Raw genomic sequence first — 24,061 nt, 5'->3', positions numbered from 1 at the left:
CCGCCGGCGGCTTCGGTCACCGAAGTGTCACAGACCGACGTCTATCAGGTGCCCGATCCCTCCTCGCCGACCGGCGCCGATGACGTCGTCGTCGAACAGCAGACGGCCTACGGCGACGTGCCGAATCCGCAGGCGCCGACGTCGCAGTCGCCGCAGCAGCAGTGACATCGATACGACGATGAAACGACGATGATATGAAACCGGTCCTTCGGGGCCGGTTTTTCGTTGCGGGGGAGGTGACCGCGGGATGGTGCAGTCAGCGAAAAATGAGGCGCGGCATGTAGAGTGAACATCGTAATCGTCAATCGACAGGAAGAAGAGGAATCATGGACCCGAATCAGCAGCAGCCGGGCGCACCGATGCCCCCGCAGGGTGCACCGGCGGCACAGCGTCCAGCGCCGCAGGCTCCCTTCGGCGCACCGCAGCCGCAGTACGCGCAGAACGCCCCGTACATGCCGCCGCAGAGCGCGCCGCGCCAGCAGAACGCCGACATCAAGGCCACGTTGGCCACGCGCATCCAGCTCGGCAAGCTGCACATCATCTACGCGGACTTCATCACGTTCTTCGGCGCGCTGCTCGGCGTCATCGCCGTGTTCGTGCCGTTCTTCTCCTCGAAGGGGTACTCGCGCGAAACGCTGGCGCTCATCGCGTCGGATTCGCCCTATGTCTTCTTCGGCTGGCAGTTCCTCGTGCTCACCGTCGCGATCGCAGGCCTCGCGTTCATCGACAACAAAGCCGTCCCGCTGACGCTCGCGGTCGTCTACGCCGTGCTGTTCATCGACCAGATCGCATGGGGCACGTTCAATACGCATGGCTATGCGAACTTCCACATCGGCTTCTATCTGATGCTCTTCGCCGTCATCTTCATGCTCGCCGGCACGATCATCGCGATGTGGCTCGAATCCCAGCAGACGAAGCTCCTCAACGGCACCGCGCGTTCCTCGCAGCCGATCCCGAGCGCCTACCCGGCGCCGACGAACGCCTACGTGAACAACGGCTGGCAGTCCGGCGTGCCGCCGACGCAGCCCGTCGGCACGACCGACAACAGCAACTGGCAGTTCGGCGTGCCGAACCAGCCGCAGGCCCCGGCCGCGCCAATGGCCCCCGGAGCCCCGACCGGTCAGTTCGCCGCGCCGCGCGGACAGCACGCCGCACCCGCGGCCCCGGGCGCGCCGACCGTGCCGCCGACCGTCCCGGGCGGCAACGCCTGAGTGAACGATGGCACGACGGCGTCGCGCCGCCGTCGCATCCCATCCGCGAAGACCTCCACCGAATGTGGAGGTCTTCGGCTATATCGGCGCGCCGGGGCGCCCACCATACCGCGCCGCGCGTAGTGTGGGACGCCGACGGCGTCGTGCGGCCATCAGGCGTCGCCGATCCATATGACGAGCGCGGAACGGAGGAACCAGTGACCATCGACCAGTACATCAGCGGCATGCGTCTGCGCACGCTCGCGCTGAGCGTCGCCCCGGTGTGGATCGGAGCGGTCGCCGGCGTGCGTCTCGTGCGCGAGCGCGCGGCCGCGTCATCGGCGCCGCGATGCGCGCTCCTCCACGGTGGCGCGTCCTGCATGCCGGACACCTCACGCATCGTCGCCGTCGCCGTGCTGTGCCTGCTCGTCGCGATGCTGCTGCAGATCGCCGCGAACTTCGTCAACGACTACGCCGACGGCATCCGCGGCACCGACGCGCACCGCGCCGCCCGCGCGATCGCCTCGCGTCTCGACGACGACCTCGACACGCCGGCCGACCGCATGGAGGTGCCCCCGGCGCGCCTCGTCGCATCCGGCGTGCCCCCGAGGCAGGTGCTCGCCGCGGCCATCGTCAACGCGGCGCTCGCCTGCGTATGCGGCGTCGCCGTCATCGTCATCACCGGATACTGGTGGCTCGCCATCGTCGGCGCGCTGTGCCTCGCCGCCGGCTGGGGATATGTGGGCGGCCGCCACCCCTACGGCTACATCGGACTCGGCGAGGTCGCCGTCTTCGTCTTCTTCGGACTCGTGGCCACACTCGGCACGACCTACGCGATCGCCGGCGCGCTCGACGCGGCCGCATGGGTCGGCGCGACCGCCATCGGTCTCGTCGCCGTAAGCGTGCTGTGCGTCAACAACCTGCGCGATCTGGAGACGGACCGCGAGGCCGGCAAGCGCACATGGGCCGTGCGCATGGGGCGCACCTGGGGCGCCGTGTGCACGATCGCGTCCGTCGCGATCGTCATGCTCGGAGCGGCCGCGGCGTGGACGACGACGAGCGTGCTGGGGGAGCGGCTGGCGCATCTGTCCGTGCTCAATGCGTTCCTCGGCATCCTCGGCGCCCTGTGCGCGCTGCTCACCGGATGGTTCGCGTCGCTCGACATCGCCAAACGCAAATACATGCGCGCGATGCGTTCGCTCGGGCTGCTCGCGCTCGCGACGGCGCTCGCGTTCAACGGATTCGCGTTGATGGTCTGAAGGCGGTGCAGCTGTGAAACGCGTCGTGAAACGCGTATGCGCGCGACGCGCCGATTTTGGCAGCACGCAACGCTAGACTGAAGCGTATGACATACAAACTGGTACTGCTCCGACATGGTCAGAGCGAATGGAACAAGACAAATCAGTTCACCGGCTGGGTTGACGTCCCGCTGACCGAAAAGGGCCGCGAGGAAGCCAAGCACGGCGGCGAGCTCATGAAGGAGAAGGGTGTCCTTCCGGATATCGTCTTCACGTCGCTGCTGCGCCGCGCGATCAACACGGCGAACATCGCGCTCGACGAGGCCGACCGTCTGTGGATCCCGGTCAAGCGCGACTGGCGTCTCAACGAGCGTCACTACGGCGCGCTGCAGGGCAAGAACAAGACCGAGATCCGCGAGGAGTACGGCGACGAGAAGTTCATGCTGTGGCGCCGCTCCTACGGCACCCCGCCGCCCGAGATCGACCCGAACGACCAGTACGCGCAGAACAACGACCCGCGCTACGCCGGCGATCCGGTTCCGGAAGCCGAGTGCCTCGCCGACGTCGTGGCCCGCGTCGAACCGTACTGGGACGCCGAGATCATCCCGGAGCTCAAGAGCGGCAAGACCGTGCTCATCGCGGCCCATGGCAACTCGCTGCGCGCGATCGTCAAGATGCTCGACGGCCTGACCGAAGAGGAGATCGCCAAGGTCAACATCCCGACCGCGATCCCGCTCGTCTACGAGCTCGACGAGAACTTCAAGCCGATCAAGAAGGGCGGCGAGTACCTCGATCCCGAGGCCGCCGCCGCCGGAGCCGCCGCCGTTGCGGCCCAGGGCCAGAAGTGATCTGAGCCTCCGTTGCGTCCGATGTGGCTGTCCCATCCCTGTGGATGGGACAGCCACATCGTCGTTTTCGGGACGTACACGGGGCGGATGTGGGGGATGGCCGCATAACTCGATAGTTCGATCGCGGAATCGGGTCATGCGCGCGCATGCCGCGACGGATGGCGCGCGGTGTCGCTTTATTGGGGTGTTCTGGTTGGTTTTGTGACGATCGTCGCGTGGATTGACCGATGTTGTGCGGATCGTGCCCGAGCGGAGATGTCCGTGCAGCCGAACGTCGGGGATGCGGTCGCATAACCGCGTTCCGTGCCTGAACTATCGAGTGATGCGGCGTCACGGCCGGAAGGGATGGGGCACTGCGGTTCGACGAGCCTCGCGCCAACCCTGACGGGGACGGGACGACCGCGGCGGTCCGTCAACTGTGCGCGGCATTGCTGCCTTCCATAGTCCATGCGGCTGCGAGACGTCCATGCCGGACGCTGTCAGTGAACCTCCGCGCGTGCCGGGCCCGGATGGGCCGACGATGGTAGGCAGAGCGCCGAAAGTCGGCGCGGATACGTCTTCATCGGATCAGGTCCGTGAAGAAGGAGGAATCATGTACTACTCCGCAGGCAATTTCGAGGCGTTCGCGCATCCGAGGAAACCGGAGGGCATCGAGAGGAAGAGCGCCTACATCATCGGCACCGGCCTGGCTGCGCTGACGGCCGCGTTCTATCTGGTGCGCGACGCGCAGATGCCGGGGAAGAACATCCACGTGTTCGACAAGGACGTGCTGCCCGGCGGCGCGCTCGACGGCGCCTTCATCAAGGGCGAGGGCTACGTCATGCGCGGCGGCCGTGAGATGGACAACCATTTCGAGGTCATGTGGGACGTCTACCGCGACGTGCCAAGCATCGAGGACGAGGACGTCTCGATGCTCGACTACTACTACTGGCTCAACAAGGAGGATCCGAACTTCTCGAAGTGCCGCGCGACGAAGGGACGCGGTCAGGACGCGCACACCGACCGCAAGTTCGGCCTGTCCGACAAGGCCGTCATGGAGATCCTCAAGCTGTATCTGGCCACCGAGGACGAGCTGGCGAACAAGAAGATCACCGACTATTTCGATGACGAGGTGCTCAATTCGAACTTCTGGCTGTACTGGCGCACGATGTTCGCGTTCGAGAACTGGCAGTCGGCGCTCGAGATGCGCCGCTACATCCACCGTTTCATCCACCACATCGGCGGCCTGCCGGACTTCTCGGCGCTGCGTTTCACCCGCTACAACCAGTACGAGTCGATGGTGCTGCCGTTGATGAACTACCTGAAGGCGCATGATGTGCAGTTCCACATGCAGACGTCGGTCGACGACGTGACCTTCGAGGTCAGCGAGACCGAGATGGGGCCGAAGCGTGAGTTCACGAACGTCGCGATGGACGAGATCGTCCGCGCGCAGGCCGAGAACGGCGCCTTCCCGCGCAACCCGTATTCGACGCCGAACAAGAAGGTCGCCAAGACGCTCGTCGTCACCGACCTCAAGCATGACGAGACGAAGACGATAGAGCTCACCGAGGACGATTTCGTCTTCATCACGAACGGCGGCCTCGTCGAGTCGACGACCGAAGGCAACCAGAACACTCCGGCCGGTTTCGACCCGTCGCTCAAGCCGGGCAACGGCTGGGACACATGGAACCGCATCGCCGCCGTCGACCCGAGTTTCGGACATCCGGAGAAGTTCATCTACGATCCGAACCTGACGAAGTGGATGAGCGCGACCGCGACGACGCTCGACGACGAGATCATCCCGTACATCGAGAAGATCACCGGACGCTCCCCGTTCGGCGGCCATACGGTGACCGGCGGCATCGTCAGCGTCGAGGACTCCAACTGGCTGATGAGCTGGACGATCAACCGCCAGCAGCAGTTCCGCGACCAGCCGAAGGACCAGATCAGCGTCTGGATCGACGCTCTGCTGCCGGACAACCCCGGCAACTACATCCGCAAGAAGATGCAGGACTGCACCGGCGAGGAGATCTGCGAGGAGTGGCTCTACCATATGGGCGTGCCGACCGATCGCATCCACGAGCTCGCCTCGGAGCACTGCAACACGATCCCGGTCATGATGCCGTACGTCGACGCGTTCTTCATGCCGCGCGAACTCGGCGACCGTCCGGACGTCGTGCCCGACGGCGCCGTCAACTTCGCGTTCATCGGCCAGTTCGCCGAGGAGCCGCGCGACACGATCTTCACGACCGAGTATTCGATGCGCACCGGCATGGAAGCCGTGTACACGCTGTGCGACGTCGACCGCGGCGTCCCGGAGGTGTGGAACAGCGAATACGATGTGCGCGACATGCTCAACGCGGCCGTCAAGCTGCGCGACGGCGAGCCGCTGACGACCTTCGGGCGCAACGGCATCGAGCGCAAGGCGATCGAGGTCGCGCTCAACCGCACGAAGGGCACCTACATCTACGAGATGCTCAAGACCTTCGGAGCCCTCGCAGATCCCCAGCATCCGGTGGACATGAAGCCGGGCATGCGCTTCGACGCCTCGTTCAGCGAGGCGGACGAGGAGCGTCTGATGAACGAGGCGAAGGATGCCGAGAAGGCCGCCTTCCCGGATCAGGCCGCCGAAGAGGCCGCCGCCGCGATCACGCCGGCGCAGGAAAGCGTCGACCCGCAGCCCGCCGGCTCCGATGGGCCCGAGGCCGAGGAGCAGTTCACCGCGCCGGAGGGCGACTCCGACGCAAACGGAAAGGACGCCAAGTGAAGGCGTATGTGATTCCCGACGCGCAGGCGCGCGGCATCGATGCCGTCAGGCTCGCCGACGTCCCCGAACCGGTCGCCGGGCCCGGCCATGTGCTCGTGAAGGTGCACGCGGCCGGCCTCAATCCGGTCGATTACAAGCTCGCCGAAGGCGGTAACGCGTCCTGGACGTATCCGCATGTCCTCGGACTCGACGTGGCCGGCGAGATCGTCGCCATCGGCGAAGGCGTCGAGGACACATGGAAGGTCGGCATGCGCGTCGCCGGGCACGGCGACCTGCGCTGCGACGGCTGCTTCGCCGAATACGTGAGCGCACCGGCATACGAGCTCGCGCTCATCCCGGACGACGTGACCTACACTACCGCGGCGGGTCTGTTGTGCGGCGCGCTCACCGCCTACCAGACGATCAACCGCAAGCCGAACCTCAACCTCGTGCGCACCGCGCTCGTCCACGGCGGCTCCGGTGCGGTCGGCGGCATCGCCGCGCAGCTCGCGAAGATGCACGGCGTCACCGTGCTCACGACGTGCTCGACGCGCAACGTCGACTTCGTGCGCGAGCATGTGCGTCCCGACGCCATCATCGACTACCGCACCGAGGACGTCGACGCGCGCGTGCGCGAACTCACCGGCGGTCTGGGCGCCGACCTCATCGTCGACACGGTCAGCGGCCGGGAGGCGCAGCGCGATCTGGACAGGCTCGCCTACAACGGACAGCTCGTCACGATCGTCAATGTGCCGCCGATTTCGGACGCCCAGATGTTCGCGCGCGCATTGAGCGTCGACGTCGTCAACCTCGGCGGCGCGCATGCGTCCGGCAATCCGGTCGAGCGGCGCGATCTGGGCACGATGGCGTCGGACGTGCTGTCGATGGTCTCCCAGGGGGAACTCGACCCGCTCATCACCGGCGTGCTGCCGTTCGCCGATCTCGTCGAGGGTCTGCGCTCGCTCGCCGAACACCGGGTCACCGGCAAGCTCGTCGTCGACATGGATCGGTAGTCTGCCGCCCGCATCCACAGATTATCCCCAGTATCCACAATGGATGCTGGGGATACTTGCTATCGTCCGTCCACAACGGGCGGGAGGGTATGTCCGCCGTCAGTCGATGTCGGTGCCCTCGTCGCGCGCCGGCTCCTTCGACGGGTCGAATCCGGAGACGATGAACACGACGCGCCGCGCCGCCGAGACCGAATGGTCGCCGAGTCGCTCCATGAAACGCCCGATGAGGACGACGTTGATGAGCTGCTGGTTCGTGCCCGGGAAATCGTCCGACTGCGCGAGCATGAGCGTCTTGCGGTGCAGATCGTCCAGACGGTCGTCGTCGCGGATGATCTCGTCGGCCGTGTGCGTGTCCCGGTCGGCGAGCATCGTCACGAGACGGTCGGCGGTCACGTCGAGGAAGTCCTGCATCTGGCGGAACAGATCGACGGCGTTCGCCGGCAGCGGCGAATCGGGGTAGGTGCGGCGGGCGGCCTCGGCGATATGCCGGGCCAGGTCGCCCATGCGCTCGAAGGTGATCGCCAGACGCATCGTCGAGACGACGACGCGAAGGTCGGTGGCGACCGGATTCTGCCGGGCGAGCAACTCGACGCACTGGTCGACGATCGACGTGGACAGTGCATCAGTCTCGGCGTCGTCGTTGATGACCCTCTGCGCGGCGTCGAGATCCTGGCTGAGCAGCGCCGCCCCCGCGCCGTGGATCGCGTCACGCACGTTGCGCACCATATGGTCGAGGTCGTCGGCGACGGCCTTGAGCCCCTCGTTGAAGATAACGCGCATCTTCCCGCCTTTCGTTCATCGGCCGCGCCTTCCTGCGGCGGCCTGCCGTGTCACCAGTGTAGAGGACACGCCCGGAGAAACCAACCGCTCGTCCGCCTCGCCTCCCGATGCGGCGTCGCGGTGTGCCACAATGGCGGTATGCATATCGAAACGTCCGCCATCATCGCCGCGGCCTTCGCGTTGTTCGCGCTCGGCGCGCTCGTCGGATTGGGAATCCTGCTCGTCGACGCGCTTGCACCGCTGTTCACTCGCGCGACCGGCGGCACGTCCCTCACGGAACGCATCGGCGACGTCCTGTCCCGCTGGCGCGGCGGCCATAGGAGACGCGACGTGGACGACGACGAGGAGGACGACGACGATCTGCAGGATTCGACGGCCGCGCTGCTGACGATGATCCCGGCGGCGGCCGTCGTCGTCGACGACGAAGACGAAGTCGTGCGCGCGAACCCGGACGCCTACCGTCTCGGCGTCGTCGACGACGACGCGATCGTGTCGGTGCCGATCGCCGAGGCGGTGCGCGACGTGCGCGCGAACGGCGGCCGGCGCACGCTCGAGCTGATGACGCGCACGCCGCGCCGTTTCGGCGACGTCGCCGATGATGACGACGCCGATGACGACGACGGGCTGCCGCATATCGGGACGGTGAGTAGGCCGAACTGGCTCAACGTCACCGTCGGCAGGATCTCGGAGGGGCTCGTCGTCGTGCTGCTCGACGACGTCAGCGAATCGGTGCGCTTCGCGCAGGTGCGCGACGACTTCATCGCGAACGTCTCGCAGCGCCTCGTGCAGCCGAGCGACGAGCTCAAGCATCTGGCGGCGACGCTCGAACGGGGAGGGCTCGACGAACGGCAGATCGCGCGCGACGCGCGCAATGTGCGTCGCACGATCGGCTACATCGACCATATGATCGGCGACCTGCTGCTGCTCATCAAGGCGCAGGAACAGGTCGTCCCGACCGCCGACAACGTGCTGAACGTGCTCGCCGAAGTGCAGGCGGCCGTCGACGTCGCCCGGCCTCTCGCCGCCGAACACGGGCAGCGCATCGCCGTGCGCGGCGACGACACGCTCGTCGTGCACGGCGAGAGCGAGCAGATCCGCGCCGCGATCGGCAAGCTGCTCGACAACGCGCTCCGGTATTCGCCCGGGGGCGCGACCATCAGCGTCGACGTGCGAGCGAGCCGTGACGGGCGCGACGCCGTCATCCGCGTCATCGACCGGGGGTGCGGCATCCCCGGGGAAGATCAGCAGCGAATCTTCGAGCGTTTCTACCGCGGACGCGTCCAGAACGAACGGACGGGGGACGGAGCCGGCCTCGGCCTCGCGATCGTCAAGCACGTCGCGCTCACCCATCACGGCAGCGTGCAGGTGTGGAGCCGTCCCGGACAGGGCAGCACCTTCACGCTCGTGCTGCCGATGGCGAAGCGGGAATAGGGGCCGGCGGACGATGGGTCATTGGCCGAGCCGGCGGTAGTCGGAGCGGTCGAAATGCTCCCAGACGAGCAGCGCGAAGCCGATGAGCACGCCGAGCGCGCAGATGAACGCGGCCATCTGGAACCAACGGATATGGCCGAAATACCAGCAGCAGGCGCATACGATGAGCGCGACCGTCCACAGGGCGATGCCGAAGATGAATGCCTTGCGAAGGTCCACCTGCGCCGGCTTCGGCATGGGGCGCCGGGCGTGCGGATCGATGATCGGGGCAAACTTCATAACCCTCAACCTTAATACAGGCGGGGACAGGGCGCCGTCATCCTCTGGGCTGATTCAGGCGCGCACGGCGCCCCCAAGGCCCATCGCGTACAATGGGGGCGTTCGGACGGACGGCAGAAAGGAACGCGCGTGTACACGATCCACCCGGTGCCCAAACGCTACGCGTGGGGATCGCACGGCAGCCTGCAGCGGATGTTCCGTCTGGGCGGCGCCGACGCGCAGGGGCCGCTCGCCGAGATGTGGTTCAGCGGGCATGCGCAGTCGCCGTCGACGATCGACGTGCCGGACGGGGGCGGCAAGACGCACGAGGTCGCGCTCACCGACTTAATCGCCGGCGATCCGGACGCGATGGTTGGCACGCGCGGCGTCGCCGAGTTCGGTCCCGAGCTGCCGTTCCTGTTCAAGACGATCGCGGCTGACGAACCGCTGTCGCTGCAGGTGCATCCGGTCGACTTCCAGGCTCGCGCGGGCTTCAACATGGAGAATCGGCGGGGCATCGCCCTGGACGCGCCTGAGCGCTCGTTCAAGGACATGAACGCGAAAAGCGAGATGGTCGTCGCGCTCGAGCCGTTCCTCGCCTCCGTGGGGTTCGCGTCGCAAGGCTTCGCGCTGCGCAACCTGCAGCTGCTGCGCTCGCCGGTCGCGCAGCGGATGGCGCAGGCCTACGCCTCCGGTGGGCGCCGCGGCGACGATTCCTTCGCGCAGGCCGACATGATGATGCCGGTCGCCGCGACGGTGTGGCCGGAATCGCGCAAACGCGTCTTCCGCGCGTTCCATACGGCGGTCACGGCCGAGGCGAGCGATCCGCGGGAACTCGTCGATGATCTGCTGCAGGCGGCCGCGCAGGCGCCGCACGCGCGCAACGTGATGGCCTTCGACTTCGCGCTGCGCGCCGCACGCGCGTTCCCCGGCGACACGAGCGTGCTCGCGCTGCTGATGATGAACCCGGTGCGGCTCGAGGAGGGCGAGTCGGTGTTCCTGCCGACCGGCGTACCGCATGCCTATATATATGGTACCGGCGCTGAAATCATGACGAATTCGGACAACGTGCTGCGCGCCGGGATGACGGTCAAGCACAAGGACATCGCCAATCTGCTGCAATGCGTCGACTGCCGCCCGTCGAGCCCGGTCAACCCCTCCGATTCGAGGCTCGGGGCGTTGCTCATGCGCGACGTCGTGTTCTACAAACCCGGTGTCAGCGAGTACGTGCTCGCCTACGGCCATGTGGACGCCGCCGAGCCGTGGCCGATCGTTGACCGTCTCGCCGCGCGCTACGACGCGCTCGTGCAGCAGGTGCGAGGACGCGGCGTCGTGCCGCACGCCGGTCCGCGCGTGCTGCTGTGCACGCAGGGCGAGATCGTATGCGCCACCGAGACCGGTTCGCGCACCCTGCATCAGGGCGAGGCCGTGTTCATTCCGGCGAGCGACGGGTGGGCGCGCGTCGGCGGCGGCCCGGGCTCGTATCTGATGGCGTCGACGCCGTTCTGAGCCATCCCGCAATCGCCGATGCCCCGCGAAACGCCGGCGTTTCGCGGGGCATCGGCGATTGCGGGGCGGGGACAACTAGAGCCGTTCTACGACATAGTCGATGCAGTGCACGAGTGCTTCGACGTCGGAGGGCTCGACCGACGGGAAGACGCCGACGCGCAGCTGGTTGCGGCCGAGCTTGCGGTATCCGGCGACGTCGACGATGCCGTTGTCGCGCAGTGCGGCGATGACGTTCGCCGCAGGCACCGACTCGTCGAGGTCGACGGTGACGACCGCCTGCGAGCGCGCGGCCGGATCGGTGACGAACGGACGCGCGTAGGAGGAATGCTCGGCCCAGTGGTAGACGATGTCCGACGAACGGCGGCAGCGCGCCGACGCCCACGCCAGACCGCCGTTCTCGTTGAGCCAGCGCACCTGCTCGTTGAGCAGCACGAGCGTCGCGAGCGCCGGCGTGTTGAGCGTCTGGTTCTTGCGTGAGTTGTCGATCGCCGATGTCAACGACAGGAACGGCGGTATCCAGCGGCGCGCGCCCTCGAGGCTCGCGCTGCGGCGCACACCTTCGGCGCGCTCGATCGCGGCGGGGGAGAGCAAGGCCACCCACAGGCCGCCTTCGGAGCCGAAGGCCTTCTGCGGGGAGAAGTAATAGGCGTCGGTCTGCGTGATGTCCACCGGGATCGCGCCGGCGCCGCTCGTCGCGTCGATGCAGATGAGCGCGCCCTGCTCGCGCGAGCCGTCGATGCGGTAGACGGGCGCCTGCACGCCGGTCGACGTCTCGTTCTGCGCCCAGCAGTAGGTGTCCACGTATTCGGTGCGTTCGGGCACGCAATAGGTGCCCGGTTCGCTCTCGAACAGGATCGGCGGTTCGAGGAACGGCGCCGACGACGCCGATGCGGCCATCTTGCCGCTGAACGAGCCGTAGACGCCGCAGGCGGCCTGACGCGTGATCAACGATGCGCAGATGATGTCCCAGAACGCGCTTGCGCCGCCGTTGCCGAGCACGACCTCATAACCGTCGGGGATCGAGAAGAAGGACGCGAGGCCCTCACGGATCGAGCCGACGATGTCCTTGACGGGGGCCTGGCGGTGGGATGTGCCGAGCACGGTGAGCGCGGCGCGGTCGAGGGCCTCGATCTGCTCAGGGCGGATCTTGCTCGGACCGGAGCCGAAGCGGGCGTCCTCGGGAAGCATTGACTGCGGAATCGTGATTGTGTCCATGCCCTCCAGCGTAGCCACAGCAAAGGAAAAATGCGGCGTGCGGGGCGCACGGATGGGCCGATGGGGATTGACGGCGCCGGCGCAGGAGGAGCCGGAAGGGACGCACATAGGACGTATGGATGTGGAGGACATGTGGCGGATATGCTTCGAAATGTGAAGATTTGACGGTTTGTCGTTCCCTTTAGGAGAATGCAAAACCGCTACTGCCGCTTGGTTTTCGCTGCGATGCGCCGCCAATCGGCCCCATCCGCGGAAACGCGGATGGGGCACGGTTTGGCGTTTTGATGATGTACCCTGTTTTTTTGTGAGTCGAACGCACGCACGCCGTGCACGCAGTTGAGCAACGTTGAATAAGGAGTGATTTACGTATGAGGCATGCTGCCCACGCGACCCGCAAGGGTCCAGGCGCTATAGCCCTGACGAAGTCCCTGTTTACCACGAAGCACGGTGCGCATTCCGCCGAATCGGTCTACGCCAGCAAAGCCGCTGACGGCGAGGTGGCCGGCCTCGATCCGGCCCTCGCCCGCAAACTCAATGAGGTGGCGCCGCTGACGCGCCGCTCGATCCGTGAGTCCGCGCGCGCCGCGCAACGCCGCAACACGATCCTCGCATCGGCGTCCCTTGCGGCGCTCGTCGGCACCGCGGCCACGTCGATGGCGTTCATGAAGACGGACGAGGACCTGCTGGCGCCGCTCGCCGACGGCGCGGAGACGACGCAGACGCTCGACATCGCGCGTGTCACCGACGCCGGCGCCTCCCGCTCGGACGTGCGCGAGGCGATCGACGGCCAGGAATCGACGGCCGTCACCGGCAGCTGGAACCTCGGCGAGACGAACACCGTCAAGGACGCGGCGTCGCTGACGACCGCGAAGGCATACAACGACAAGGTCTCGAAACTCGTCGACAAGGACGAGGAGCAGCTCCCGGCCGGCTTCGACGCGAACCACGCGACCGGCGACAACGGCAACGCCTACCCGTGGGGGCAGTGCACGTGGTGGTCGTATGAACGCCGCCACCAGCTCGGCCTGAGCACCGGATCCCACTTCGGCGATGCGCGCAGCTGGGGCGCCTCGGCGCAGGCGCTCGGCTACTGGGTCGACAATCAGGCGCGCGCCGTCGGCGATGTGCTCGTGTTCGCTCCCGGACAGGAAGGCGCGCACGGCTACTACGGCCACGTCGCAATCGTCGAGGCCGTCAATCCGGACGGATCGATCCGCATCTCCGAATCCAACGTCGAAGGACTCGGCGTCATCTCCCAGCGTGAGTTCACGGCGGATCAGGCGAAGACCTTCACCTATATCCATTACTGACATCGCCGATCCCGGCCATGCCCGTACCGTACCCGTCGCCGCCGCGGTGGGATATCGGTTGCAGCGGCGCCGCAAGGCGGTGGCTGGGGAAAAAGACATCTATACTACCTGAGATTGAGACAACGTTTGCAATCGGCGTGTCGCAAGTGACGGCAATGCGTTTCGATAAGTCGGCCCCTGAACGGCGCGTCGGGCATATGCTAGCGTGGAGGATGATGAAAAAGATGAAACGTTCTATTTCGATTACTACCGCTGCAGCACTCGCCGCATCCCTGCTCGTGGGTGCGCCTGCGGCTGTCGCAGATGATGCAGCGTCGAGTTCGAATTACGTCGTCTCGACACGCTCATTCCCCAAAGTGAACACGGCGAAGACCAACTTCTTCGCCGAAGCCACCTCCACGAACGTCGACGAGGACTCCAACTGGGGTGGCCTGGAGAGCATGAATGTTCCTCAGACCAAGTCGACCGCGGAGAAGGAGGCCGAACAGAAGGCCAAGGAAGAGGAAGAAGCACGCAAGAAGGCCGAGGAGGAGGCCGCGCGCCAGCAGGCCGAGGCCGCCGCGCGTGAGCAGCAGGAGGCCGCCGCGGCAGCGAGCCGCAGCCAGGAGCGTGAACCGGTCGTCGAAGGGACCCCGGCCGCCCAGGTCCAGACCCCGAGCGTGCCCGTGCCGGCAAGCAAGAACGGTCAGGCGATCGCCGACTTCGCATCGAAGTTCGTCGGAGCGCCGTACGTCGCGGGCGGCACGTCGCCGTCCGGCTGGGATTGCTCCGGCTTCGTGCAGTGGGTGTTCGGCCAGTTCGGCATCTCGCTGCCACGCACGTCGGGCCAGCAGGCCACCGTCGGCATCGCCGTGCCGAGCCTCGCACAGGCTCAGCCGGGCGACATCATCGCCAACGGCATGCACGCCGCGATCTATGTCGGCAACGGCATGGTCGTCAATGCGCTCAATCCGGCGCAGGGCACGCAGATCACGAGCCTCGCCGTCTTCTCGGGCGGATACTCCATCCGTCGCGTGCTGTAATCCCAATCCCCACATTTCACTTTTCTCGAGGGTGTGCGGTTCTTCGGAACCACGCACCCTCTCTTTTTGTCTGCGGAGGGGTATTCGCGGGCGCGGCCGTCCTCTTGGTCGGCGGTTCGACCCGGAAACGGGCTGGCTCGTCGATGGCGCCGACGGTTCGGGACGGAAAGGGGCTGGTTTGCGGGTGGCTCCGTCGAGGGCGTCGATGGAGCGGGACGGAAAGGGGCTGGTTGGCGGGTCGGTTTGTCGATCGGATTGACGGAACGGGACGCTGTGGATGGCCCCGGAGGCGCGGTGGGCGTAACCTGGGGCGGCTTTTCGGCTGATAAGGTAGGCGACGAAGGAAAACCACGGTATTCTTGAACGTGGAAACCAACCGAAGAGAAGGTTGTGCTGGGCAAGGAGGTCTCTGATGGTGAACGACAACACGATTCTGGTGGGCGTCGACGGATCGCATGCAAGCTACAAGGCGACGTGGTGGGCCGCCAACTACGCGAAGCACGTCGGGCTGAGCCTGCAGATCGTGTGCGCGTATTCGTTGCCGAGCTACGCCGCCGTCTCCTTCGACGCGACGTACACGGCGATGGGGGACGACAACGCCGCGCACAACGACGCGCAGGAGATCCTGTCGAAGGCGAAGGCGATCGCCGACGAGCAGGGCGTCGACGCGCAGACGCTCATCGTGACCGGCGACCCGTCGTCGGTCTTCGTCGAGCTTTCGCGCAACTACAACCTCATCGTCATCGGCAACCGCGGCAAGGGCGGCCTCGCCGAACGCCTGCTCGGCACGACGAGCTCGAGCCTGCCTGCCTACGCGTACTGCCCGATCGTCGTCGTGCCGTACACCGACGACAAGGGCAACCTGATGCACCTCAACAACGTCATCACGAAGGTCGCGGTCGGCTCCGACGACACGAAGTGGGGCATCCGTGCGCTTGAGCTCGCCGCGCAGTTCGCGCATGCGTGGGGCGCGCAGCTCGATGTGATCACCGTCGTGCCGTCGAACACGAATCTGGACAACGACGAGGTGCGCGGCAAGTTCGAAGACGAGCTTGACGCGCGTCTTCAGCCGATCCTCGCGAAGTATCCGGAGCTCGACATCCGTGAGAACATCGTCGCCGGCAACGCCGTCGAGACGCTGACGAAGGCGAGCCGCGACCATGACATCGTCGTCGTCGGCTCGTGCGGCCGGGGCGGTTTCACCGGCCTGCTGTTCAATTCGACGAGCCAGGGTCTGCTGCAGCATTCGGTGTCCCCGGTGCTCGTCGTGCCGCGCAAGTTCGTCGAGGCCGAGGAGCAGCGCGCCGAGAAGGAAGGCGAGCCGATCGCCGCCGTCACGCTCGACGAGCTCGTCACCGAAGTGCCGGTCGACCGCGCCGACGAGGACGTCGAACGGCAGATCGAGATCAAGATCGATCCGAATGCGGCCGACTACCACGGCGACAAGCAGGACGACTGACGGACCCGCGGCCATCGATGAAGGGCGGGAGGCACGCACCTCGCAGGTGCGTGCCTCCCGCCCTTCATGATCATATGGTCGCCGTGGCCGATGGGGCGGGGGCGCTCAGCGGCGCACTTCGATGTCCATGCGCACCGGCGTCTCCTGCTCGTAGGTGTGCATGACGGTGCAGCCCTTTTCGATGTGCGCCTTGACGCGCTTCTTGAGCTTCTCGACGTCCTCGTCGCTCAGCGAGGCGTCGGTCGCGTCGATCATGACCTGTTCGTTGAAGTTGATGTAGGCGTCGTTGTCGGCATCGTAGGCGCCGTCGACGATGATCTTCGCGGCGTGGCCGTCGCCGAGCGCGCTCTCGATCGCGAAGTTGCTCGACAGCGCCGCGCAGCCGGCGAGCGCGATCTTCATCAGGTCGCCCGGCGTGAACTGGCCACGGTCCTTGCCGAATTTGATGTGGGCGCCGTCGTCGCTGAACGCGTCCCACGAGCCGTCCTTGTTCTTCTCGACCCACAGTCGCTTGCTCATATGTCCCTCTTTTCCGCGGCGGTCGCCGCTGGTCTTGGTCAAGCACATTCTAGGCGCGTCCATGCCCCGCCGTGTCGCCATGGCCTGCTTCGTCTCCGGCGTCCGGGTGTCGTCGGAAGGTCAGAAGTTGCGGTTACGATAGCCAACCATGCCATTGACTCAGCAAGACCTTCAGCGAATCCGCGAACAGGACGTGCCATCGCGTCCGCGCACCGACATCCCGATGCCGTACGAGGATCTGCTGCGCAAGATCCTGATGGAGGGCAACCTCAAGAACGACCGCACCGGCACCGGCACGATCTCGTTGTTCGGCCAGCAGATGCGCTTCGATCTGGCGAAGGGCTTCCCGCTGCTGACGACGAAGCGCGTGTTCTTCAAGGGCATCGCCTATGAGCTGCTGTGGTTCCTCAAGGGATCGGGCAACGTGCGCTGGCTGCAGGAGCACAACGTGCACATCTGGGATGAGTGGGCGGACGAGAACGGCGACCTCGGACCGGTCTACGGCGTGCAGTGGCGCAGCTGGCCGGCGCCGACGCCCGAGGATCCGAACCGCACGATCGACCAGATCTCGAATGTGCTCGACCTGATCCGCAACGATCCGGACTCGCGGCGCATGGTCGTCAGCGCATGGAACCCGGCCGAGGTCGAGCATATGGCGCTGCCTCCGTGCCATGCGCTGTTCCAGTTCTACGTCGCCGACGGTCGTCTCAGCTGCCAGCTGTACCAGCGTTCGTGCGACATGTTCCTCGGCGTGCCGTTCAACATCGCGAGTTATTCGCTGCTGACGATGATGATGGCGCAGCAGGCGGGGCTCGCGCCGGGCGAGTTCGTCTGGACCGGCGGCGACTGCCACATCTACGATAACCATGTGGATCAGGTGCTCGAGCAGCTGTCGCGCGAACCGTATCCGTATCCGCGCCTCGAGATCCGCAAGGCCGATTCGTTGTTCGAGTACGGCTACGACGATTTCACGATCGTCGACTACCGGTACCATCCGACGATCAAGGCGCCGATCGCCGTCTGAGCCGCGCGCCGACGCAGGGCCGGGCGTCGCCGGGATTGCATAGACTGGTGACCCGGTTACTTACGTTCAAGGAGACGAAATGGAGCATGACAGTAGCCGCAGTGGCTATCACGAACCCGTGCCCGGTTTTGCCGGGCCTGTCGAGGCTGAGTTCGAGGACGACTGGGGCGACGACTACGCCAAGACCTTCTCGATCAACCTGATCTGGGCGCAGGCGAACGACAAGGACGGTCGTTCGGGCGCCATCGGATTCGAGGGGACGATGCCGTGGCATCTTCCCGAGGATCTTCGCCGCTTCAAGGCGCTCACCGTCTCGCATCCCGTCATCATGGGGCGCAGGACCTGGGAGGCGCTCAACCCGAAGTTCCGTCCGCTGCCGAACCGCGACAACATCGTGCTCACGCATGACCGCGGATTCCGTGCGCCGGGTGCGACCGTCGTGTGCGACGTCGAGGAGGCGCTCGATCTGGCCCGTCAGGAGGCGATTCCGGACGACGGCCTCGACCGCAGCGAGATCTGGGTCATCGGCGGCGCGCAGCTCTTCGAACAGATGCTGCCGATCGCCTCGAAGATCTATCTGACGCAGATCGACGCCGACGTGGACGCGGACACCTACGCCCCCGATCTGGACAAGGCGTTGCGTTCCGGCGACTGGGAGGTCGTCGAACGCACCGACTGGATGCATCCGGCGCACGACGACGGCGGCATCCGGGGATACCGTTATGTGACGCTCGAGAACCGGCGCGCCGAGGGGGCGCCGACCGAATAACGACCGTGGCCGTGTGGACGGCCCATGTGAGGGATAGGAACGTGAAGAGGACAGCGACGAAGCCATACACCGTCATGACCGTGTGCACCGGCAATATCTGCCGTTCGCCGATGGGGGAGATCATCCTGCGGCATGAGTTCGCCAAGCGCGGGCTCGCCGACCGCGTCCGCGTCGAGTCGAGCGGCGTCAGCGATGAGGAGTACGGCAACCCGATCGACCGCCGCGCCGTCAAGGTGCTCAAGGAGCGCGGCTACGAGATCCCGGCGCGCCATTTCGCGCATCGCATCACACGCCAGGAGATCGACGACACCGACCTGTTCCTGCCGATGACCGCCTCCCATATGAACGCGCTGATGCACATGCTGCCGCTGAGCAAGCGCAGCGAGGTGCATATGTACCGCAGCTTCGACCCGTCGTTGCCCGATCCGCAGCCGGGGCACGAAGGCGAGATTGACCTCGTCGATCCGTGGTACGGCGGCATGCGCGAATTCGAGACGGCGATCGACCAGATCGAGGAGGTCGCCCCGCATATCGCCGACTACGTCGAGCAGCAGCTCGACAACGAGCAGCGCTGAGCGGGACGGCGCAGGCATACCGAACCGTGAAAGGGGCGGAGCACGAGGATTCGTGCTCCGCCCCTTTCACGGTTCGTCGTTGCGTGTCCGTGCCGACGGCACCGTCGGCACGGACACGCAACGAGTCGTCAGGCGTCCTGCTGCTTCCAGGTCTCGACGTCGATGTGGTGCTCCGGGTTCGCCTGCCATGCGTTCCATGCCGACTCGACGATGTCGTCGACGTCGTAGCGCGCATGCCAGCCCATCTCCTCGTTGATGCGCTTCGGGGAGCCGATGAGCTGCGGCGGGTCGCCGGCGCGGCGCGCCATGACGGTCTCCTGGAACGGCAGGCCGGTGACCTTCTTCACCTCGTCGACGATCTGGCGCACCGAAGTGCCTTCGCCGGTGCCGACGTTGAATACGTCGTACTTGCGTTCATCGCGGTCGAGGTACTTGAGCGCGGCGAGGTGCGCGTCGGCGAGGTCGGAGACGTGGATGTAGTCGCGGATGCAGGTGCCGTCCGGCGTCGGGTAGTCGTCGCCGAAGATCGCGGGCGCCTTGCCCTGCTTGAGACGGTCGAACAGCATCGGGATGAGGTTGAGGATCGCCGGGTCCTCGAGCTCGACGGGGCCGCAGCCGGCCACGTTGAAGTAGCGCAGGCCGCAGAAGCGGATGCCGTAGGGCTGCTCGCACGCGCGCGCCATCCACTCGCCGAAGAGCTTCGTCTGGCCGTAGGGGTTGATCGGGACCATCGGCTCGACGTCCTCGGGGACGACGTCGACCGGCGGCTCGCCATAGGTGGCGGCGGAGGAGGAGAAGACGAGCTTCTTGACGCCCGCCTCCTTCATGCCCTCGAGCACGTTGAGCATGCCGTTGATGTTCTGCTGGTAGTACCACAGCGGCTTCTCGACGGATTCGCCGACCTGCTTGCGCGCGGCGAAGTGGATGACGGCGTCGACGTCCTCCGCCTCCATGATCTCGGCGAGGCGTGCGCCGGCCCCCGGGGCGGCGATGTCCATGCCGTAGAGACGCGCCCCGCCGATGCGGTCCGGCTTGCCGTAGCTGAGGTCGTCGACGACGACGACGTCCTCTCCGGCTTCGTGCAGCGCATGGACGACGTGCGCGCCGATGTAGCCGCATCCGCCAGTGACAAGAACAGTCATGTTGAGCCTTCCTTCGACAGGTCGAACATCACGGTATTGGTATCTTTTTTGTTGCAATGTTCGTTTATGTTCGATTACAGTGTATCACCTGAACACTATCGCACAAAACTGGCGACGTCGGTGTGTTGCGGCCTGCGCCGGCGCATGCGCGTCGACGGCGGTTGCGGCGTGCGCCGCGTGCCCCCTCCCAGTCTAGGGCGTGGCCGGACGTCCTCCGCCCGCGGCCGCCGGGTCCGCGCCGTCGCCGATACAGGTCGCCGCATACACTGTGGGTATGGCTCAGCAGAACATCGAAGGAATCGACAACGCGGACGCCGTGAATCCGCTCCGCGACAGGAAGGTGCTCTCCTTCGTGCGCAGGTCCGCGCGTCTCGACGCGCGGCTGCAGCGCGCGATGGACAATCATGCGGCGCGCTACGTCCTCGACAACATCGCCGAGGAGGGCAGGCTCGACCCGACGCCGGGCTTCGGGTTCACCGGCTCCTATGTGCGAGACCACTGGGGCGCCGCGGCGCCGCTCACCGTCGAGATCGGCAGCGGGCAGGGGGAGAACGTCGTGGCCGCGGCCGCCGCGCATCCCGAACGCAACTTCCTCGCGATCGAGGTCTACGACCCGGGCGTCGCGCATACGGTGCTGCTTGCGGCCAAGCACGGCTTGGACAATCTGAGGGTCGCGCGGATCAACGCGCCGGAGCTGTTCGCCGTCATGGAGCCCGGCGTCGTCGACGAGGTGTGGACCTTCTTCCCCGATCCGTGGCCGAAGATGCGCCACCACAAGCGCCGGATCGTGCAGCCCGAGCTCGCCGTGCACATGCACGCCGCCCTCCGCGAGGGCGGCGTGTGGCGCATCGCGACCGACATCGAGGACTATGCGCTGCATGTGCACGAGGTCATGGATGCGCGCGCCGACTTCGAGAACGTCGGCGATCTGACGGTGAGCCTGCCGACCGCGCATGTCGGCAAGGGCAACGCGGCGCAAGCGGCGGCGCTGCCGCATGCCGACTTCGTCGAATCGCCGCGTTTCGACGGACGCGTACTGACGAACTTCGAGCGCAAGGGTCTCGACGCGGGCCGCGTCATCCACGACTTCACGTACCGCAGGGTCTGAGCGGACCATGCGGCGGCCTTCCCGGCCGCCGCATGGCGCCGCCGAATGCGACACGCCGATGCTTGCGCGATATGCCGATTCGTGTAATATCAATTGAGTTGTCGAAAGCCCCCTTCGTCTAACGGTTAGGACACCAGACTTTCAATCTGACAACGAGAGTTCGACTCTCTCAGGGGGTACCAACAGGAAGCCTTGGAATTGCAACGATTCCAAGGCTTCTTTGCTTCTCTGTACCAACCCAGTAACGACATGCGGGCAACAATCGGCGCTCCGGCTGCGCATCGACGTGCCGGAACGTGTACGCCCCGCGCGCCTAGGATGGATGATGGCCGATGGATGCCGATGCGGATCCGGAGTCGTCGGGAACGAAAGGTGGATGCGATGCGGCGTTGTACGCGGTGCGGCAGCGAACTCAACGAACGGGCGAAGGTGTGCCCGGTGTGCGGCACGCCCGTCGACGGGGAGCGCGCGCATCTGCGGCGTATGGTCGTCGCCATGCTCGTCGCGGCCGTCGTCGTCGCGGCGTTGCTGGTGGTCCGGTCGAGGCAGCTGGGCTTGGGGGGAGCCGGCGTCACCTCGGAGGCGGCCGCCGTCGCGATGTGGGCGCCGCTGCACTAGGCGCGGCCGGGTCAGTGCAGGGTCCGCGACCCTTTCGCCGCAAAACCGGTGAAAGAAGGCCTGAAACCGGGGTCCAGCGCGGTCGCATGATACGCTTTTCCCATGGGAAAGTGCAAAACGCTGACCGTCAACGGGACCCCGTATGACGTGCTCCGGCTGCTTGGCAAAGGCAATGGCGGCTATTCGTTCCTCGTGCGTTCGCAGACGCATCCGCCGGTGCGGTATGTGCTCAAACAGATCCATTACGGTCCGTACGACTACTACCAGTACGCCGACAAGATGCAGGCCGAGATCCGCGACTACCGCAAGCTGCGCGAACTGGGCGTCAGGCTGCCGGCGATGCTCGACGTCGATCTCGACCACGACCGCATCCTCAAGGAGTACGTCGACGGCCCCACGATCTACGAGCTCGTCCTCACCGACCAGATGCGCGACGATTACCTCGACCAGATCCGACGGCTCGCCAAACGTCTGGCCGCACGCCACATCAACATCAACTACTTCCCGACGAACTTCGTCGTCGAGAACGGCGTCGTGCACTACATCGACTTCGAATGCAGGCCCTACAAGGACGCGCGGGACTTCGAGAACTGGGGGGTGAAGTACTGGTCGAAGACGCCGGAGTTCCTCGCCTACGTCGCCGAGCATACGCAGCGCGCCCCGCAGGACGCCGGCACTGAGGGCTGAGCCGGTCCCGTCCCGGTCGCTCATCGCCAGACGAGGGGAGCATGCGCCCCGGCGCCGACCTCGAAGAAGTACTGCGCGATGCCCAGATCGGTCCGCGTGTACGGACCGATGCCTGGATCGGCGGCGACCGTGCGTCCGTCGGCCTCGAGCCGGAACGTGAACCTCTGTTGGTTGAGCGCGCTCGGCGCAAGCAGCGCCGCTTCGACGCCATGCTCGAACCACGTCGGCACCGCGATGCCTCCCTCGGCCGAAGCGACCTGCCCGTAGGTCTTCGAACGGGAGGGCCTGCCATGCGTCACGCCATGACCGACGGCGATCGCGAAGCGCACCTTGTCCTCGGCGTCGAATCCCGCATGCCGCGCCGCCTGATGCTTGCTGAACGACAGGGCGACCCAGCAGGTGTCGAGCCCCAGTTGCGCGGCGCGCAGCAGCACCTGCGCGCCATAGTAGCCGCAGCGCCGCTCCCAGTCCTTCGTCTGGTCGGCGGCGATCGCCACATAGTTGCGCACGTTCCTGAACATGCCGTAATGCAGCAGCGCGTTGCCGAAGGCGTCCGGCTCGTCGGTGACGAGCCGCATCCCGAGTCCGTCCGCGGCGTTGAGCCGGCCGATCAGCGCGCGCAGGTCGTCGCATGTCCGCGCGTCGATCGCCTCGTCGGTGTATGCGCGCACCGCGTGCCGCCTGTCCATCGCCTCGAGAAGATCCACCGATCGTCCTTTCCCTCGCACGTCGCCCGTGCGCCGCCGCCGGAGCATGCACGGTTCCCATCCACACGTCCCGCCGTGCGGCCGGCACGGTCGGTCCTTCGTACGTATTATCTGCCGAGCCGATCGCGCGTCCACCGGCGTTCCACCTACGGTGAACGCGCGGGCGTCCTTCGTGTCCCGATCCGATGGCGTCGGCGCCGCACAACGCGGCCGTTCCAACGATTGCGCGCATCCGCAGATGACGGGTCGGCTTGGAGGAAACGTGCCGGTAATACGACGTTTCACGTCGCGAAACGCAACGGCTGCGATGCTGGAGGGACCTAGGGACGCGGCGCAAGCCGAAGTCCACGACGATCCGCTGCGCGTCCCGGCGCGCGGCGCACGGCCCGTCAGGGCGGAAACGGAGGCGGACAGGCAGACGAAGGCTTTCCCTTTTTGCGAAGAACATACCCGGGGGCGCCGCGGCACGACGATCGTCGTGCCGCGGCGCCCTCCGGTTGCCGTCTCCGGCTACAGTGGAGACGTCCGCGCAGCCGACGAAGGAGTGCAGATGATGCGCCTGTCCGCACTGAAGATCCTCAACCACAGCCGCGTGACCGACCTCGACGTCGAGGTGCGCGACCACCTTGTTCTTGTCGGCACGAACGAATCCGGCAAATCCTCGATCCTGCGCTGCCTCGATCTGCTGCTCGGCGCTCCGCGTGCACGGCTCTACGCGACGCTGGGCGCCGCCGACCTGCGCGACCCGACACGTCCCTTCATCGTCGAGGCGTCGCTCACCGGCGCCGACGATACCGTCTTCGCCACGGCGGACGCGTCGGGCGCCGTGCGGCTGCGTCTCGATGTGCGTGTTGGGGACGACGGCGAGACGGTCGACATCGCCCGGCGCGTCGTGACGGACGGCGGCGGAACAA

The 24,061-nt window shown here is 66.2% G+C and carries 23 protein-coding genes and 1 tRNA gene; 18 read left to right on the top strand and 6 right to left on the bottom strand.

Annotated features, from left to right (window positions below; genetic code table 11):
• Positions 1-326 precede the first annotated feature (326 nt).
• The 5 genes from B1400_RS04770 (at position 327) to B1400_RS04750 (ending at position 7,014) form a co-directional block, all read left to right on the top strand.
• Positions 327-1,211, top strand: coding sequence for a hypothetical protein (locus tag B1400_RS04770; RefSeq protein ID WP_095613299.1), 885 nt, complete (start codon positions 327-329; stop codon positions 1,209-1,211).
• A gap of 197 nt (positions 1,212-1,408) precedes the next feature.
• Positions 1,409-2,449, top strand: a complete 1,041-nt coding sequence (gene menA / locus B1400_RS04765; protein ID WP_235607332.1) for a 1,4-dihydroxy-2-naphthoate octaprenyltransferase — start codon at positions 1,409-1,411, stop codon at positions 2,447-2,449.
• An 86-nt stretch (positions 2,450-2,535) separates the two neighbouring features.
• Positions 2,536-3,276 (top strand): phosphoglyceromutase, encoded by a 741-nt coding sequence (locus tag B1400_RS04760; RefSeq protein WP_095613298.1) that lies wholly within the window; start codon positions 2,536-2,538, stop codon positions 3,274-3,276.
• Positions 3,277-3,868: 592 nt separating this feature from the next.
• Positions 3,869-6,022: an oleate hydratase gene (locus tag B1400_RS04755; RefSeq protein WP_095613297.1), complete on the top strand. Its 2,154-nt coding sequence runs from the start codon at positions 3,869-3,871 to the stop codon at positions 6,020-6,022.
• On the top strand, positions 6,019-7,014 hold the full coding sequence (locus B1400_RS04750; protein ID WP_095613296.1) for a zinc-binding dehydrogenase: 996 nt from the start codon (positions 6,019-6,021) through the stop codon (positions 7,012-7,014). The genes B1400_RS04755 and B1400_RS04750 overlap by 4 nt, the downstream gene beginning before the upstream one ends.
• A 99-nt stretch (positions 7,015-7,113) precedes the next feature.
• Here the strand turns inward: B1400_RS04750 and phoU are convergent, their stop codons facing one another.
• Positions 7,114-7,794 carry a phosphate signaling complex protein PhoU gene (gene phoU, locus B1400_RS04745; protein WP_095613295.1) on the bottom strand — a complete coding sequence of 227 codons (681 nt, stop codon included), beginning with the start codon at positions 7,792-7,794 and terminating at the stop codon, positions 7,114-7,116.
• Positions 7,795-7,932: 138 nt separating this feature from the next.
• On the opposite strand from phoU, the gene B1400_RS04740 reads away from it, so the two are divergent.
• Positions 7,933-9,225: a sensor histidine kinase gene (locus B1400_RS04740; RefSeq protein ID WP_162288178.1), complete on the top strand. Its 1,293-nt coding sequence runs from the start codon at positions 7,933-7,935 to the stop codon at positions 9,223-9,225.
• 18 nt (positions 9,226-9,243) lie between these two features.
• On the opposite strand, the gene B1400_RS09795 is transcribed toward B1400_RS04740, so the two are convergent.
• The gene (locus tag B1400_RS09795) at positions 9,244-9,504 is read right to left on the bottom strand and encodes a hypothetical protein (protein WP_162288177.1); all 261 of its coding nucleotides are present in this window, start codon (positions 9,502-9,504) and stop codon (positions 9,244-9,246) included.
• Positions 9,505-9,633: 129 nt separating this feature from the next.
• On the opposite strand from B1400_RS09795, the gene manA reads away from it, so the two are divergent.
• Positions 9,634-10,992, top strand: a complete 1,359-nt coding sequence (gene manA, locus B1400_RS04735) for a mannose-6-phosphate isomerase, class I (protein WP_095613294.1) — start codon at positions 9,634-9,636, stop codon at positions 10,990-10,992.
• 75 nt (positions 10,993-11,067) lie between these two features.
• Here manA and serC read toward each other — a convergent pair whose 3' ends face one another.
• On the bottom strand, positions 11,068-12,207 hold the full coding sequence (serC, locus tag B1400_RS04730) for a phosphoserine transaminase (protein WP_095613293.1): 1,140 nt from the start codon (positions 12,205-12,207) through the stop codon (positions 11,068-11,070).
• 368 nt (positions 12,208-12,575) lie between these two features.
• Between serC and B1400_RS04725 the strand changes: the two genes are divergently transcribed.
• The 3 genes from B1400_RS04725 to B1400_RS04715 all read left to right on the top strand — a co-directional run bounded on the left by B1400_RS04725 (position 12,576) and on the right by B1400_RS04715 (position 15,998).
• The gene (locus B1400_RS04725; protein WP_095613292.1) at positions 12,576-13,517 is read left to right on the top strand and encodes a CHAP domain-containing protein; all 942 of its coding nucleotides are present in this window, start codon (positions 12,576-12,578) and stop codon (positions 13,515-13,517) included.
• Between the two features lie 224 nt (positions 13,518-13,741).
• On the top strand, positions 13,742-14,539 hold the full coding sequence (locus B1400_RS04720) for a C40 family peptidase (RefSeq protein ID WP_095613301.1): 798 nt from the start codon (positions 13,742-13,744) through the stop codon (positions 14,537-14,539).
• A 412-nt stretch (positions 14,540-14,951) separates the two neighbouring features.
• A complete protein-coding gene (locus tag B1400_RS04715) occupies positions 14,952-15,998 on the top strand; it encodes a universal stress protein (RefSeq protein ID WP_162288176.1) in 1,047 nt (348 codons plus the stop codon).
• Positions 15,999-16,103: 105 nt separating this feature from the next.
• Here B1400_RS04715 and B1400_RS04710 read toward each other — a convergent pair whose 3' ends face one another.
• Positions 16,104-16,517, bottom strand: coding sequence for an OsmC family protein (locus B1400_RS04710; protein ID WP_095613291.1), 414 nt, complete (start codon positions 16,515-16,517; stop codon positions 16,104-16,106).
• 223 nt (positions 16,518-16,740) lie between these two features.
• On the opposite strand from B1400_RS04710, the gene B1400_RS04705 reads away from it, so the two are divergent.
• The 3 genes from B1400_RS04705 (at position 16,741) to B1400_RS04695 (ending at position 18,885) form a co-directional block, all read left to right on the top strand.
• On the top strand, positions 16,741-17,541 hold the full coding sequence (locus B1400_RS04705; protein WP_201260191.1) for a thymidylate synthase: 801 nt from the start codon (positions 16,741-16,743) through the stop codon (positions 17,539-17,541).
• A gap of 79 nt (positions 17,542-17,620) precedes the next feature.
• A complete protein-coding gene (locus B1400_RS04700; RefSeq protein ID WP_095613289.1) occupies positions 17,621-18,310 on the top strand; it encodes a dihydrofolate reductase in 690 nt (229 codons plus the stop codon).
• A gap of 74 nt (positions 18,311-18,384) precedes the next feature.
• Positions 18,385-18,885 (top strand): low molecular weight protein-tyrosine-phosphatase, encoded by a 501-nt coding sequence (locus B1400_RS04695; protein ID WP_095613288.1) that lies wholly within the window; start codon positions 18,385-18,387, stop codon positions 18,883-18,885.
• A gap of 128 nt (positions 18,886-19,013) precedes the next feature.
• Here B1400_RS04695 and galE read toward each other — a convergent pair whose 3' ends face one another.
• Positions 19,014-20,027, bottom strand: a complete 1,014-nt coding sequence (galE, locus tag B1400_RS04690; RefSeq protein ID WP_095613287.1) for a UDP-glucose 4-epimerase GalE — start codon at positions 20,025-20,027, stop codon at positions 19,014-19,016.
• A 274-nt stretch (positions 20,028-20,301) separates the two neighbouring features.
• Between galE and trmB the strand changes: the two genes are divergently transcribed.
• From trmB to B1400_RS04670, 4 genes are all read left to right on the top strand, one after another.
• Complete coding sequence (trmB, locus tag B1400_RS04685) at positions 20,302-21,135, top strand: tRNA (guanosine(46)-N7)-methyltransferase TrmB (protein WP_095613286.1); 834 nt, start codon at positions 20,302-20,304, stop codon at positions 21,133-21,135.
• Between the two features lie 107 nt (positions 21,136-21,242).
• A tRNA-Glu gene (locus tag B1400_RS04680) sits at positions 21,243-21,317 on the top strand.
• Between the two features lie 199 nt (positions 21,318-21,516).
• Positions 21,517-21,753, top strand: a complete 237-nt coding sequence (locus B1400_RS09660; RefSeq protein WP_157909640.1) for a zinc-ribbon domain-containing protein — start codon at positions 21,517-21,519, stop codon at positions 21,751-21,753.
• A gap of 102 nt (positions 21,754-21,855) precedes the next feature.
• Positions 21,856-22,440 (top strand): BUD32 family EKC/KEOPS complex subunit, encoded by a 585-nt coding sequence (locus B1400_RS04670; RefSeq protein WP_095613284.1) that lies wholly within the window; start codon positions 21,856-21,858, stop codon positions 22,438-22,440.
• A 20-nt stretch (positions 22,441-22,460) separates the two neighbouring features.
• Here B1400_RS04670 and B1400_RS04665 read toward each other — a convergent pair whose 3' ends face one another.
• Entirely contained in the window at positions 22,461-23,147 is a 687-nt protein-coding gene (locus B1400_RS04665) for a nitroreductase family protein (protein WP_157909639.1), read from the bottom strand.
• A 550-nt stretch (positions 23,148-23,697) separates the two neighbouring features.
• On the opposite strand from B1400_RS04665, the gene B1400_RS04660 reads away from it, so the two are divergent.
• The coding region (locus B1400_RS04660) for an AAA family ATPase (RefSeq protein ID WP_157909638.1) at positions 23,698-24,061 on the top strand (364 nt) is incomplete at its 3' end.

This window comes from Bifidobacterium italicum (genome assembly GCF_002286915.1).
Lineage (GTDB): Bacteria > Actinomycetota > Actinomycetes > Actinomycetales > Bifidobacteriaceae > Bifidobacterium > Bifidobacterium italicum.
Note: the sequence above shows the minus strand (reverse complement) of the source record. Positions and strands in the feature narration are given on the sequence as shown.

What these genes read in the sequence shown, in the direction of transcription:
- trmB (WP_095613286.1), top strand. Translation starts at nt 20,302, where the DNA reads ATGGCTCAGCAGAACATCGAAGGAATCGACAACGCGGACGCCGTGAAT.
- B1400_RS04740 (WP_162288178.1), top strand. Translation starts at nt 7,933, where the DNA reads ATGCATATCGAAACGTCCGCCATCATCGCCGCGGCCTTCGCGTTGTTC.
- B1400_RS04725 (WP_095613292.1), top strand. Translation starts at nt 12,576, where the DNA reads ATGAGGCATGCTGCCCACGCGACCCGCAAGGGTCCAGGCGCTATAGCC.
- serC (WP_095613293.1), bottom strand. Translation starts at nt 12,207, where the DNA reads ATGGACACAATCACGATTCCGCAGTCAATGCTTCCCGAGGACGCCCGC.
- B1400_RS04760 (WP_095613298.1), top strand. Translation starts at nt 2,536, where the DNA reads ATGACATACAAACTGGTACTGCTCCGACATGGTCAGAGCGAATGGAAC.
- B1400_RS04705 (WP_201260191.1), top strand. Translation starts at nt 16,741, where the DNA reads ATGCCGTACGAGGATCTGCTGCGCAAGATCCTGATGGAGGGCAACCTC.
- B1400_RS04755 (WP_095613297.1), top strand. Translation starts at nt 3,869, where the DNA reads ATGTACTACTCCGCAGGCAATTTCGAGGCGTTCGCGCATCCGAGGAAA.
- B1400_RS04770 (WP_095613299.1), top strand. Translation starts at nt 327, where the DNA reads ATGGACCCGAATCAGCAGCAGCCGGGCGCACCGATGCCCCCGCAGGGT.
- B1400_RS09795 (WP_162288177.1), bottom strand. Translation starts at nt 9,504, where the DNA reads ATGAAGTTTGCCCCGATCATCGATCCGCACGCCCGGCGCCCCATGCCG.
- B1400_RS04695 (WP_095613288.1), top strand. Translation starts at nt 18,385, where the DNA reads ATGACCGTGTGCACCGGCAATATCTGCCGTTCGCCGATGGGGGAGATC.
- phoU (WP_095613295.1), bottom strand. Translation starts at nt 7,794, where the DNA reads ATGCGCGTTATCTTCAACGAGGGGCTCAAGGCCGTCGCCGACGACCTC.
- galE (WP_095613287.1), bottom strand. Translation starts at nt 20,027, where the DNA reads ATGACTGTTCTTGTCACTGGCGGATGCGGCTACATCGGCGCGCACGTC.
- B1400_RS04670 (WP_095613284.1), top strand. Translation starts at nt 21,856, where the DNA reads ATGGGAAAGTGCAAAACGCTGACCGTCAACGGGACCCCGTATGACGTG.
- B1400_RS04720 (WP_095613301.1), top strand. Translation starts at nt 13,742, where the DNA reads ATGAAACGTTCTATTTCGATTACTACCGCTGCAGCACTCGCCGCATCC.
- B1400_RS09660 (WP_157909640.1), top strand. Translation starts at nt 21,517, where the DNA reads ATGCGGCGTTGTACGCGGTGCGGCAGCGAACTCAACGAACGGGCGAAG.
- B1400_RS04700 (WP_095613289.1), top strand. Translation starts at nt 17,621, where the DNA reads ATGGAGCATGACAGTAGCCGCAGTGGCTATCACGAACCCGTGCCCGGT.
- B1400_RS04710 (WP_095613291.1), bottom strand. Translation starts at nt 16,517, where the DNA reads ATGAGCAAGCGACTGTGGGTCGAGAAGAACAAGGACGGCTCGTGGGAC.
- B1400_RS04715 (WP_162288176.1), top strand. Translation starts at nt 14,952, where the DNA reads ATGGTGAACGACAACACGATTCTGGTGGGCGTCGACGGATCGCATGCA.